This is a genomic window from Paenibacillus sp. Soil750 (genome assembly GCF_001428045.1).
Classification (GTDB): Bacteria; Bacillota; Bacilli; order Paenibacillales; family NBRC-103111; genus Paenibacillus_E; species Paenibacillus_E allorhizoplanae.
Genome location: NZ_LMSD01000012.1, coordinates 345,092 through 358,153, shown reverse-complemented (window position 1 = coordinate 358,153; position 13,062 = coordinate 345,092). Strand labels below are relative to the sequence as shown.

Here is a 13,062-nt window from a genome sequence, read left to right as displayed (position 1 = left end):
GAGTTTAAATGAAAATTAAGGGAGGATGTATTTATGCGAAAAGGTAAAAAAGTAGGTATTGTTATGTTATTAATTAGTTTGTTTCTTACCATGATTCCTTTCGTTGGTTATGCGGCAGACGCGAAACTGACGGTCGCGGCATCTGGGGTAACGGCAAGCAGCGATGATGGGAATGTGCCTGCCAATACGGTGGATGGCAACTTAACGACACGTTGGTCAGCAAGCGGAGATGGGCAGTGGATTAAATATGATCTGGGCGCAGTGAAAAAAGTATCTTTCATTAAAATCGCTTTTATTAGTGGGGATACGAGAACCTCGAATTTTGATATTCAAACATCGACAGACAATGTTACGTTTACGACGGCTCAGGCGAATGTGACGAGCAGCTTAAATACAAGTTTGCAGACCTTTGATTTCCCTGATGTAGACCCGGCCCGTTATGTGCGGATTGTCGGACATGGCAACTCTGCGAACTTATGGAATAGTTATACCGAGGTAGAAATTTACGGTGACAATTCTGCAAGCGCTTCCGTAGATACGAAATTTGCTATCGCTGGGGCTTCCGTAACTGCAAGCGCGGATGATGGCAACGTGCCTGCTAACACAGTGGATGGCAACTTAACCACTCGCTGGTCAGCTAGTGGCAACGGTCAATGGATCAAGTACGATTTAGGCTCAAACGTCAGGGTTGCCTATATCAAAATGGCCTTTGTAAGCGGGGATACGAGAACCTCCACGTTCGATATTCAAACGTCCACGGATAATGTGAATTTCACGACGGTTCAGGCGAATGTGACGAGTAGTTTGAATACAAGCTTACAAACTTTCGACTTCACGGATGTAGCGTCAGCTCGCTATGTACGAATTGTTGGGCATGGCAACTCCGCAAACTTATGGAACAGTTATACCGAGGTGGAGATTTACGGTGAAGCCCCAGTAATACCGGGTGTTTCTGTTTCCACTTCCGCACAGTTAGCAACTGCCTTAAGCAATGCAAGTGCAGGTACGACCATCGTGCTAGCCAATGGGACTTATTCGCAAACAGGACCTTTTGTCCTAAGCAACAAAAATGGCACAGCGAGCAACCCCATTACGATTAAAGCAGCTAATTCAGGTCAGGCAATCATTTCCGGCGGTGCTTCACTTCAAATTCAGAATTCGTCTAATGTCGTAATCGAGGGATTGAAGTTCACAAACTTAGGAAATACAGCACTCCTTTTAGATGCTTCTAATAACATTCGAGTGACTCGAAATCGATTCGCTTTACAAGCAACTGGAGGAACACTGATCTGGCTGCAGGTTAGTGGCGTCAATAGTCATCATAATCGCATTGACCATAATGATTTTGGTCCGAAGAGCGACACGGATCCGCTTATTGCCTATCAAGGTGACGGTAACGGAAACATTTCTCAGTACGACATTATTGAATATAATTATTTTCATGATGTGGGTCCATGGGTCGCGAATGGCAAAGAAACAATCCGTCTTGGTTTATCCGGAATTTCCTTGTCCAATGGGTATAATACGATCCAGTACAATCTGTTTGAGAATTGCGATGGCGAACCCGAAATCGTTTCTGTGAAAAGCAGTAATAATACGGTTCGCTATAATACCTTCAAGACGTCCAAGGGTGGACTCACGTCAAGACATGGGCATAGCAACTCCTTTTACGGCAATTATTTCCTGGGTGATGGTGTAGAATCAGAACAAGCGGGCATTCGTATTTATGGGAATGATCATAAAATTTACAACAATTACATGGAAAATCTAACAGCCAACGCGATCATTCTTGATAATGCGGATTATGATGGTGGTACAAGTGGCTATCCGTCCAACCCATCAGCGGATGATTTGAAAGCACAATGGAAAATTTACCGAGCACAAGTCGTCAACAATACGATTGTGAACAGCACGACGGGGATCATCGTAGGTTCTGGTAAACCCTTAGCTCCACAAGACAGCAGGGTAGCTAATAATATCGTAAAAAATTCCACAGGGACTCTGTATTATGAAGTTGGCACCACCAACACGGTATTTGAGGGGAACATAGGAAACGGCAGCACTGTAAGCAACAATGCTTCGAGGACAACTGCGCAAATCTGGGCAACAAACCCATTACTCACGACGGTAAACGGTTTGCAAAAGTTGTCATCCACAAGTCCGGCGATCAATGCAGCAGTAGGAAGCTATACGTATGTGACAGAGGATATGGATGGAGAAACACGTTCTTCTAATGACGTTGGAGCGGATGAACGCTCTTCAAGCACATCCTTTGGGAAACATCCACTGGTAGCAACAGAGGTTGGACCTAATGCACCATAAGTAAGGTATCGTTCGTATAGAGATGATTATAAATCAAGAGCGCAACAGCTTGGCTGTGCGTTCTTGATTTATTTTGTAATCGTTATCATTTTCATGGTGTACAGGCAGGATAATAGGTGTGAAAGGAGAATAGTATTCTTGTGTTTGCGTTACTTCCGAGCTTTTACGATCTTAGACACTGTTTATGAATGGGACTAACTCAGCATAATAACTGTGTGAGGGGAAGAAGAGAAGATGGCAGGAAATAAAGCAGTTGTTTACAGCAAACCAGGAAGTGTCGAAATTCGTGACACCGATTATCCAGAATTAGTATTAAAAGATGGACCAGGCGTTAATCCATTAAATATCGGTAGAAAATGTGAGCATGGTGTTATTCTTAAAGTTGTAACGACCAACATTTGCGGTAGTGATCAACATATGGTAAGGGGTCGTACAACCGCACCCTCAGGGCTTATTCTAGGTCATGAAATTACGGGGGAAGTCATTGAAGTAGGTCGTGATGTCGAGTTTATTAAAAAGGGAGACCTCGTTTCCGTACCTTTTAATATTGCCTGTGGTCGATGCCGTAGCTGTAGAGAGCGGAATACGAATGTTTGCTTGAATGTAAATCCAGATCGTCCAGGCTCTGCCTATGGCTATGTAGATATGGGTGGATGGGTTGGCGGACAATCCGAATATGTGATGGTTCCCTATGCCGATTTTCAGCTGCTGAAATTCCCGGACAAAGAGAAAGCGATGGAGAAAATTCTAGATTTGACGATGCTTTCTGATATTTTCCCAACAGGTTATCATGGCGCTGTTAGCGCAGGCGTTCGTCCAGGCTCGACCGTATACGTAGCTGGGGCAGGTCCAGTAGGTCTTGCTGCTGCGCACTCTGCACAGTTGTTGGGAGCTGCAGTTGTCATTGTTGGGGACCTGAATGCAGAGCGCTTAGCACAAGCGAAAAGCTTTGGCTGCGAAACCGTTAACCTGCGTGAGAATGCGGATCTAGCCGGGCAAATCGATCAGATTCTGGGATCGCCTGAAGTGGATTCAGCGATTGATTGCGTAGGTTTTGAAGCACATGGTCATGGCAAAGCACATGGCGAAGCACCAGCAACCGTGCTCAATTCCATCATGGAAGTTACGCGTGCAGGAGGCAGCTTGGGGATTCCGGGACTTTATGTCACAGGTGACCCTGGTGCAGTAGATGAAGATTCTAAGATTGGGACGTTGAAAATTCGCTTTGGTTTGGGCTGGGCCAAATCACATACATTTGTTACCGGACAGACACCCGTCATGAAATATAACCGAGATCTGATGATGGCGATTCTTAGTGGCAAAGCACAGATTGCCAAAGCGGTCAATGCGACTCTCATTTCCTTGGCCGAGGCACCTCAAGCGTATCAAGAATTTGATCGTGGTGTGTCTCGGAAGTTCGTCATTGATCCACATGGACTTGTAAAGTAATTGCATTATTATAATTTGAGGCTGTCCTACATATGGGACAGCCTCTTTGCGTTGCTAACTATTTGACGCTTTCATTGTCAATTGCATAGGGTCCTGAATACCTTGTTATAGATGCCTAAGCCTACGGGATATAAGAAGAAAGGATATGATCGCTAACCAATGAAAAGGACATATAAGGTCAATGAGATTGCACGTTTAGTCAAAAAAACGCAAGGAACAGTCGTGGAATGGTCCAAACAATTTGCTGATTTTCTTCCGACCACCGCTGTTGGAGGAAGCTTAAGATACACAGAAGAAGCTATTGAAGTTTTTCGAATCATTGCAAAAATGAAAGATGCGAATAAATCACATAAGATGATATACGAACACTTGCAAGAACTGAGCCAGAAAGGAATTCGTACGCCAATTGGTGAAGAGAACCCTGTCACTCCTTCATCTGTGACTGTTCCGGAAATGAACGTAGAACTTGTAGAAAACAAAGTTAACCCGAATATAAGTAATGAAATCTTGGAATTACGTAACTTGATGCAGTTTTTAACACAAAAAATAGAAGCCAATAAAACCCCGAAGCGTATAAACGAACAAGTAGATGACAGTCAAACGGTTGGTATATCATCTATTTCAAGTGCTAGACAAGTCGCGCCAACTAAAAATTACGTCAACGTTCTGTTCGATGAGCTTACGAATGAAGTCGCAGAACTTCGTAATATTGTTCTTACTTTTATGGAAAAGATGATTGAAGTCACGAAGGACGCTAATCAGGATGAACGTTTTACAAAAATAGCTGAATCCTTAAATCTTCAATTTAATGGCATTTCCGAAGAAGTTGCAGAGCTGCGTAATATCATCAAGATTTTTACTTACAAGGTAGCTGAGGTCATTGAACAAGACGACAGCAACGAAGTTGCCGCTAACATTGATGTACTCAACCTACTATATAAGAGTGTTTCAGAGCAGGTTAATGAACTACAGCATGTGCTCTATACCGTTCAGCCTAAGATAATAGAAACGCTGGAGCACGATCTCAAAGGTGAAATGCTTGCAGGAACGAAGAAGCTGCAAGATCAACAACATGAAAGCTTCACGAAGTTAGAAGATGAGCTCCAAGAGCTCAATACCGTTCAGCTCAAGACGACAGAAGCTCTGGAGCAAAGTCTCAGAGAAGAAATACTTGCTTCAACCAATGAGCTGCATAAGCAACAACAAGAAAGTGTCTCGACGTTGGAACAAGAACTCCAAGAGTTCTATACGGTCCAGCCCAAGATGAGAGAAGCTTTGGAGCATAATCTCAGAGGCGAAATGCAAGCAGTGACAAGTGAGTTGCAGAAACAATTTCAAGAAAGTGTCTCGACGTTGGAACAAGAACTCCAAGAGTTCTATACCGTTCAGCCCAAGATGAGAGAAGCTTTGGAACAAAATCTCAGAGACGAAATACTGGCATCGGCAAGTGAGTTACAGAAGCAGCTTCAAGGAAGTGTCTCAACGTTGGAGCAAGAAATCCAAGAACTCCAAGAGATCACTACAGTTCAGTCCAAGTCGACAGAAGCCCTGGAACAGAATCTCAGAGGTGACATTCAGGCCACAACAAGTGAGATAGAGAATCAACTCCAAGAAAGTATCGCCAGATTGGAACAAGAACTCCAAGAGATCACTACTGTTCAGTCCAAGTCGACAGAAGCCCTGGAACAGAATCTCAGAGGTGACATGCAGGCAACGACGAGTGAGTTAAGGAATCAACTTCAAGAAAGTATCGCCAGATTGGAACAGGAGCTCCAAGAGCTCACTACGATTCAGCCCAAGTTGACAGAAGCTCTGGAACAAAATCTCAGGGGCGACATGCAGGCAACGACGAGTGAGTTAAGGAATCAACTTCAAGAAAGTATCTCGAAGATGGAGCAAGAACTCTGTACCATTCAACCCAAGATCACTGAAGTTTTAGAGCAAAATCTCAGAAATGAAATGCATGCAGTGACCTATGAATTGCGCAAGCAACATAAGGAGAGTATCACAGAATTAGAGCAAGAAATGCGTAATAATTACGCTATCAATACACAGAAATTAAATGAGCTAATCGATGAGGCAGTTAACAATCAAGTAGCTTCAAATGAAGAATTACTGGACAATCGATTTGACACGATATCGATACAGTTGTCTTCTCAACAACGTTTGCTCGATAAGCTTGCCAAATTTTTAGGCATTTAAGCAAGGACGGCATATAGAAAGCCACACGAACTGTGTGGCTTTTTTCATGTGCAGACTTTTTTGTTCGATACGATGCTCCATACCGAGAAAACGCCCTTATTTTACCAAATAGTATGATACAATAGATCTTAAAAATTAATATGTTAATAATGATGGAGTGTGAAAAATGTGAGCGTTATTTTAAGTAAAGTCGGAGGCATTTTTATTCCTGTGAGTAACATTAGAGACGCAAGAGAATGGTATTGCGGCATTCTTGGACTGGAGCCTACATTTAATATTATCGCTGACCATCTTTGTTGTATACCATTGGATAATAATGGGTCAAATCTTATTTTGGACAGTAAAATATATCATGTGGATGCTACTTATAGAAATCCAGCATTCCATTTTAACACAGATGATATACACAAGGCTTACCAATTCATGATAGATAGCAATGTTGAAATAGTCACAGGTATCGAACATGGACATTGGTTTAATTTTAAAGATCCAGATGGCAACTTGTTGATGGTTTGCAAATGTTGAGGGGGTAATGCGAGGATTTCTATACATATGAAGCTCACTATGCTTACTTGAGTTTCGCTTGCGTCAGGCGTCCTAGCTCTGCGGAGTACGACATGATAAAATGGTTGCGTGCGCGGAATATAAGAATGATGGAGGAACAACCTGTGCAAGTAACCATTGGTAAAATAAGTGAAATCAATAGGTATCCTATTAAGTCATTCGCAGGTGAGCGGTTGACATCTTGCCAAATTGAAGCCTATGGGATGCTAGGAGATCGGTTTGGGGCCTTTTATGATGAATCCAAATCGGGCTGGTGGCGATATGTTACGGCACGAAATATGCCTAGCATGTTGACTTATCAAGCAAATTATCTCAATGGAGATATCCATATAACAGCTGCTGATGGGCGAACATTCGGCTGGGATGACGCACTATTGAAAGAGATGCAAACCCAAACGAAGACTCCCCTTACCATGTCGCGATTAAAAGAGCAGCATCCAGAGCATCCACATCTGCTCTCCGTTGATGGTGCCAGCATTCTTCTTATTACAGATGCTAGCTTAAGAAAACTCGAGAGTTTGCACGGCAAGGACTTGGATCAACGACGGTTCCGTGGCAATTTCGTAGTCGCGTTAGATGAACATGCCTGCTCCGAAGGAGAATGGATAGGTCGACAGATTGCTATAGGCGAAGTACAATTGCAGGTAGACAGCTTCTGTGATCGATTCATGATGATCACGATAGATCCAGATACGCTGGATAAGGATCCTTCGGTACTCAAAAAAGTAAACGAAGGCTTTGACCTGCAGTTTGGTGTCTATGCTTCTGTCGTTCAAACAGGTCAAATTCGACTAGGCGATACGGTCAAATTCCTGTAATTCAGCATCATTTGTAGCGGATATGGACAGTCAAGTTTAAGTGAGGTATGCGCATGGAAAGAAAATATTGGGTCCCAGCACTGGAAAGAGCACAGGATGTTCTCCAGTTAGTAGCGGAACAGCCCTCTAGGCTAAGGTTGATGGACTTGAGCATTGCAACGGGGATTAATAAGAGCACGATGTTTTCGCTTTTACATACGATGGAGACGTTGAATTGGGTCATCAGAGAAAAAGGGGATACCTATGTGCTCGGCTCCTTTTTCGGTGTCATTGGCAACGCATATTTCGCTGGCATGTCGCTAGTGAAATTATTTGAGGAGAAAGCTACTCGTTCCGTGGAGCGACTCGGCGAAACCTTTCAGTTGGCTAGATTGGAGAAAGGTGAGCTTGTGTATTTGGCCAAAAAAGAGGCACCAGCGCAAGTTCGTCTCATCTCTGAGCCTGGCATGCGTTTGCTTGCTTACGCGACGGCGATGGGAAAAGTATTGCTCTCTGCTTTGGAGGATGCACAGGTGCTTGCCTTGTACGAAGAAGGCAGCTATCATGCTTTTACCCCGAAGACTGTTCAAAGCGGAGAAGAACTGCTGAAACAGCTTCGCATGATTAGAAAGCAAGGCTTTGCAGTGGATCAAGAGGAGATCGTGCTCGGCTTCTGCTGCATGGCTATGCCGGTTGTTGATCGTAACGGTAAGTGGATAGCGGCTGTAAGTTGCTCGATGCCCGTACATCAATGGTCGCAGAAACAAGAGCTAGCTAAGGAAGAGATTCAGATCCTCACTCAGGCGTTATCGGCAACCGTGCCACTATAGCCACCAAGACGAAGTTTCAGGTAAACCAGTTAACACCCGCGGGTATCGGGTTGTATCTGGTTTATTTTGCGTTGACGCGAAAGATAGCTGATGATAGACTTAGTCTATGGTATTTTATAAACTGAGTTTACTATAATAAACTAAGAGGTGAAGCCAAGTGAGATTACTGAATAAAGTAATTCTGATTACAGGTGCTGGATCAGGTATCGGGAGAAGCACAGCGCTTCTTTTTGGAAAAGAAGGAGCACACGTGATCGTCAATGATTTGGATGCGGTCAAAGGTGAAGAAACAGCCTCCGAAATTCAAGCTAACGGTGGAGAAGCGCTCTTCTTGCAAGCCGATGTAACGGATCCAGATTCCGTCAAAACGATGGTAGACCGAGCAATCGAAGCGTGTGGACGAATTGATGTGCTATTTAATAATGCAGGAATTAGCGGTGTTGGTGCCCTGCATGAGCTTGAGCCAGACCAGTGGGATCGTGTCATTCGTGTGAATATTCGCGGCGTTTTCTTGCCATCCAAATATGTAATTCCCCATATGATGGAAAAGCATAGTGGGTCCATTATTAACATGTCCTCCTGTATTGCGGAGATCGGGTTAGCAAGACGTGCTTCCTATGCAGCTACCAAAGGTGCTGTACTGGCGTTGACGAAATCGATGCAGGTCGATTATGCCCCCTACCAAATTCGGGTAAATGCCCTGTTGCCTGGCACGATTTTAACACCTTTTGTTGAGAATTATTTGAAAACCTCTTATGATGATCCTGAGGCTGCCATTGCCGCTCTGAAAAGTAGACAACTTAGCAATGAGCTCGGAACTCCAGAGGATGTAGCGCAAGCTGCCTTATTCCTAGCATCCGATGATTCCAAATTCATGATGGGCTCTCCCTTGTATGTTGATGGTGGCGTTGTGTTCGGTAAGAATGCGTAAATAAAGGACCCAATTTCCAATTATTTGAAAAGAGAGGATGTTAACTTTGAAACTAGTCACAATTGATCATTCCGGTAGTCGTCATCTTGGTGTGAAGTTAGACAACAATGTATTTGATATAACAATGGCATTGAAAGCGTTCCCGGAGGAAGGGATTCCAACGGATATCATGTCCGTCATTGCGAACTCTGAAGCTGTGATTCCTGGGCTTGAACGTTATATTGCAAGAGTTCTTGAAGGGGCAACAGCGGGAACTCCTTACCTTCTGGATGAATCTCAAGTCAGTTATGGTCCTTGCGTTACCAATCCCGGTAAAATCATCTGCGTTGGCTTGAACTATCGTAAGCACGCCGAAGAAACGAATGCGGCAATTCCTCAGTATCCGATTTTGTTTAATAAGTTCAATAATACGATTGCCTCACCTGACGATGATATTCCGCTTCCGAATCGTGTCACAAGTCAGGTTGATTATGAAGCTGAGCTTGTTATCGTCATTGGAAAACAGGCGAAATATGTGTCCAAGGAGCAGGCATTAAGCCATGTGTTTGGATATTGCAATGTGAATGATTTATCGGCGCGTGATTTGCAAATGCGTACACAACAATGGCTGCTGGGGAAATCCTGTGATAAATTCAGTCCACTTGGTCCGTATCTGGTTACGGCGGATGAAGTCGGTGATCCGAATCAGTTAACGATTACTTGCACGGTAAATGGAGAGACAAGACAGAGTTCGCATACATCGGATATGATTTTCCACTGTGATGAAATCGTCAGCTATATTTCCCAGCATATGACGTTGTCGCCTGGTGATATTATTTTGACAGGAACGCCTGAGGGTGTTGTGCTTGGTAAGCCGGTAGATCAGCGTGTTTATTTGAAACATGGCGACGTGGTTACGATTGAAATTGAAAAATTAGGTGCGTTAACGAATCGCATGGTGGATGAGCAGCTATAGCCGATTTCGTAGATAACATGTATGATAAACCAATATCGCTTAGTGAGAGAAGAGACAGCCTGCGGGTTGTCTTTTTTTTGTTGACGGGTTCATGCAGCTCCTTCATGTTCATTGTTGCATGCGATATTGGCGAGGAGATAGACCTGTCGTTTTCTTAAAAAGCGAGCAGAATTGCGTATCGTTGGAGAAACCACTCTCATTAGAAATGGTTGATATGGAGAGATCCGTTTGTTTCAACAGTCGTTTGGCCAGTTCGAAGCGCTTGGACATCACGTATTGCATAGGTGAAAGACCGTATTCTTCTTTGAATAGATGGCGGAATCGATCATAGCTGTAGCCAACCAAATCTGCTAATAGGTCAACGCTGATTTTCTGACTGACATTCTCATCGATGTAGTTTTTGGCATATATGACCTTATCAACAGATGGCTCGGAGGTAGTGAATTCATCATAACGGAGGAGTTCAATAATTAATTCGCCAACAAGATGATTCAGCTTAGCCGTATAGAAAGAACGTTTATTCTGCATTTCAATGATCATTCTTTGCAGCAAGGCAAGAATCGCTCCCTCCGATTGGTCGAGATATAAACCTTCTCGAAGGGGATATTTGCCAAGCTCCGTTTGAAATCCTACAAATAGAACTTCGCTGTCAGTCACATGTTTCTCGTCATGCAGAGTATGAGGCTTAATTAACGTGAAGGTGTCATTGTGAAAATGGTGAGTGTACTCTCCAACTCGAGTTGAGCCACTTCCTTGCATATAATAAACCAATTCATAGCACTGGTGTCTATGAGGATGAATCATCCCATTCTGAGGTCTTGTTGTTCGAAAAAGAAAATCCAAATGTCCATTCATCGCAGATGATCCTTCCACATGAAATATACCATAGATAGCCGAATCGTATAAAAAATAAGCCGATCTATGATAAAAATATACCACGAATTTAGGTAGAATATCTGTATATTCTCGATTGTTGAGTAAATATGTAAGCCAATTCATGATATAAAATGTGAGGAGTTGTCCTATGGAATATCCAATAATAACGGAATCGCAACGAATGGAACGCTTGAATGCAAGAACCGGCAAGATAAGAATGGTGTTGGATACGGATACATTTAATGAAATTGATGACCAGTTCGCTGTTGTGTATGCCTTGCAATCGCCAGAAAGACTTCAAGTAGAAGCCTTCTATGCAGCACCTTTCTTTAACGATCTGTCGACTGGGCCGAAGGATGGCATGGAGAAGAGTTATCACGAGCTGCACAAAATAGTAAATCTGATGGGGCGCACGGACATTCCTATTTACAAAGGGTCTGAGACGTATCTACCAGGTCCGGAAACACCGGTGGAGAGCGATGCAGCCCGCAATTTGGTAGAACGTGCAATGGCTTCTTCTCCGGAGGATCCTTTGTATGTTGTCGCCATTGGCGCCATAACGAACGTGGCTTCCGCCATTCTCATGGAACCTCGTATCATCGAGAACATCGTTGTCGTTTGGTTGGGAGGGCATGCACTCCACTGGCAACATACGCGGGAATTTAACTTGGAGCAAGATATTCCTGCGGTACGAATTATTTTGAATAGCGGTGTGCCACTCGTATTAATTCCATGTATGGGCGTTGCCTCGCATTTACAAACAACGTTATCCGAGATGAAAGATTTTGTGAAGGAATCCGGTGTGATTGGTGAGTATTTATACGAGACTTTCCGACAAGTTCATCCTGATCATTTCGCTTACTCTCGTGTAATTTGGGATATTTCAACGATTGCGTATCTGGTGAATGAACGAAACACACCGAGTGTACTTCTATCAAGTCCGATCGTATCCGATGAGGCTAGATGGAGCCAAGATCAATCACGACATCTCATTCGATATGTTCATTATATTGATCGTAATCTTGTATTTCGAGATTTTTTCCAGAAGCTACATGGCTCCATCTAGGTTTTGATGGCACAAGGCTGAAAGGGGTTACCGTAAGTTCGATGATAGGCGTGTTGCTTGGCAATAAAGGAATTTCTGCCCACTGGATAGAACCTGTAATGACACCTTGTATTCACCCTTCATATACAATTTGAAAGAAAAAGGAGTCTAACCTGTATGAAGTCAGTACGCATAGCTGTTGTAGGCAGCCTGAATATGGATTTAGTCGTGTCCATGAGCCGTATGCCTAAGATTGGCGAAACTTTGCAGGGAGATGAACTGCATACCATCCCTGGAGGCAAGGGGGCTAATCAAGCTGTCGGATGTGCGAAACTCGGAGCACAAGTTGCCATGATCGGCGCGGTGGGCCAAGATAATTTCGGGGATGTGTTGCTAGCCCAAATGACCGCTCATGGCATTCACACAGAGGCCATTGTTCGCAGGGATGATTGTTCCACAGGTACGGCAACCATCTTACATACTTTCAATGACAATTGCATCGTCATTGTGTCAGGAGCAAACGGCAAAGTAACGCCCGAGCAAGTACATCAGCATGCTCAGCTCATTCAAGAAGCGGATGCTTTGCTGGTGCAGCTCGAGATTCCGCTGCCTGCTGTGCAGGCAGCGCTAGAGATTGCACGTGAAGCAGGCGTTCGCACCGTGCTCAATCCGGCACCAGCGGTTAAACTGCCTGCTGAGTTGCTGCAGCTCGTTGACTTCATCACACCGAATGAAACGGAATTTGAACTGCTCAGCGGAGCTACTTATGCTAATGAGAGCGAGCTGCAGGGGGGCATGCAGCAATGGGAAATGACGGGACCTCGGTTGTTGCTCACACGAGGTGAGAAGGGCGTAGCTATGCTGGTAGCGGGTAGCCTAACCACGATTCCAGCACCTCGCGTCCAAGTTGTGGATACGACGGGTGCAGGGGATGCGTGTAATGCAGCTTTCACTGTCGCATTAGCTCGAGGTGAGGAAGTGCTTGAAGCAGCGACGATTGCTGTTAAGGCGGCCTCATTGTCGGTGACGCGCTTTGGTGCACAGGCGGGGATGCCGCTGCTTGCGGAATTAAGCTAGACGCCATATATGAA

11 protein-coding genes are annotated in these 13,062 nt (G+C 44.2%); 10 read left to right on the top strand and 1 reads right to left on the bottom strand.

All coding sequences use genetic code 11. The features are described 5' to 3' along the window. Positions 1–33 precede the first annotated feature (33 nt). The 8 genes from ASL11_RS13985 (at position 34) to ASL11_RS13950 (ending at position 10,050) form a co-directional block, all read left to right on the top strand. A complete protein-coding gene (locus ASL11_RS13985; RefSeq protein ID WP_082595435.1) occupies positions 34–2,322 on the top strand; it encodes a chondroitinase-B domain-containing protein in 2,289 nt (762 codons plus the stop codon). Between the two features lie 234 nt (positions 2,323–2,556). Then, positions 2,557–3,771 carry a formaldehyde dehydrogenase, glutathione-independent gene (fdhA, locus tag ASL11_RS13980; protein WP_056615051.1) on the top strand — a complete coding sequence of 405 codons (1,215 nt, stop codon included), beginning with the start codon at positions 2,557–2,559 and terminating at the stop codon, positions 3,769–3,771. Between the two features lie 159 nt (positions 3,772–3,930). Further along, on the top strand, positions 3,931–5,973 hold the full coding sequence (locus ASL11_RS13975) for a MerR family transcriptional regulator (protein WP_056615048.1): 2,043 nt from the start codon (positions 3,931–3,933) through the stop codon (positions 5,971–5,973). Between the two features lie 168 nt (positions 5,974–6,141). Continuing rightward, the gene (locus ASL11_RS13970; RefSeq protein WP_056615046.1) at positions 6,142–6,498 is read left to right on the top strand and encodes a VOC family protein; all 357 of its coding nucleotides are present in this window, start codon (positions 6,142–6,144) and stop codon (positions 6,496–6,498) included. 92 nt (positions 6,499–6,590) lie between these two features. Next, positions 6,591–7,355, top strand: coding sequence for an MOSC domain-containing protein (locus tag ASL11_RS13965; protein ID WP_235550467.1), 765 nt, complete (start codon positions 6,591–6,593; stop codon positions 7,353–7,355). A gap of 53 nt (positions 7,356–7,408) precedes the next feature. Further along, entirely contained in the window at positions 7,409–8,164 is a 756-nt protein-coding gene (locus ASL11_RS13960) for an IclR family transcriptional regulator (RefSeq protein ID WP_056615041.1), read from the top strand. Positions 8,165–8,321: 157 nt separating this feature from the next. Next, positions 8,322–9,095: an SDR family NAD(P)-dependent oxidoreductase gene (locus tag ASL11_RS13955; RefSeq protein ID WP_056615039.1), complete on the top strand. Its 774-nt coding sequence runs from the start codon at positions 8,322–8,324 to the stop codon at positions 9,093–9,095. A 46-nt stretch (positions 9,096–9,141) separates the two neighbouring features. After that, complete coding sequence (locus ASL11_RS13950) at positions 9,142–10,050, top strand: fumarylacetoacetate hydrolase family protein (RefSeq protein WP_056615036.1); 909 nt, start codon at positions 9,142–9,144, stop codon at positions 10,048–10,050. Positions 10,051–10,158: 108 nt separating this feature from the next. Here ASL11_RS13950 and ASL11_RS13945 read toward each other — a convergent pair whose 3' ends face one another. Next, positions 10,159–10,905: a helix-turn-helix transcriptional regulator gene (locus ASL11_RS13945; RefSeq protein WP_056615034.1), complete on the bottom strand. Its 747-nt coding sequence runs from the start codon at positions 10,903–10,905 to the stop codon at positions 10,159–10,161. 169 nt (positions 10,906–11,074) lie between these two features. Here ASL11_RS13945 and ASL11_RS13940 point away from each other — a divergent pair, with 169 nt between their 5' ends. Then, positions 11,075–11,992, top strand: a complete 918-nt coding sequence (locus ASL11_RS13940) for a nucleoside hydrolase (RefSeq protein WP_056615032.1) — start codon at positions 11,075–11,077, stop codon at positions 11,990–11,992. A gap of 156 nt (positions 11,993–12,148) precedes the next feature. After that, positions 12,149–13,048, top strand: a complete 900-nt coding sequence (rbsK, locus tag ASL11_RS13935) for a ribokinase (protein WP_082595433.1) — start codon at positions 12,149–12,151, stop codon at positions 13,046–13,048. The last annotated feature ends 14 nt before the right edge of the window (positions 13,049–13,062 follow it).

Coding starts and splice junctions, on each gene's coding strand:
- ASL11_RS13985 (WP_082595435.1), top strand. CDS start 34: ATGCGAAAAGGTAAAAAAGTAGGTATTGTTATGTTATTAATTAGTTTG.
- fdhA (WP_056615051.1), top strand. CDS start 2,557: ATGGCAGGAAATAAAGCAGTTGTTTACAGCAAACCAGGAAGTGTCGAA.
- ASL11_RS13975 (WP_056615048.1), top strand. CDS start 3,931: ATGAAAAGGACATATAAGGTCAATGAGATTGCACGTTTAGTCAAAAAA.
- ASL11_RS13965 (WP_235550467.1), top strand. CDS start 6,591: ATGATAAAATGGTTGCGTGCGCGGAATATAAGAATGATGGAGGAACAA.
- ASL11_RS13960 (WP_056615041.1), top strand. CDS start 7,409: ATGGAAAGAAAATATTGGGTCCCAGCACTGGAAAGAGCACAGGATGTT.
- ASL11_RS13945 (WP_056615034.1), bottom strand. CDS start 10,905: ATGAATGGACATTTGGATTTTCTTTTTCGAACAACAAGACCTCAGAAT.
- ASL11_RS13940 (WP_056615032.1), top strand. CDS start 11,075: ATGGAATATCCAATAATAACGGAATCGCAACGAATGGAACGCTTGAAT.
- rbsK (WP_082595433.1), top strand. CDS start 12,149: ATGAAGTCAGTACGCATAGCTGTTGTAGGCAGCCTGAATATGGATTTA.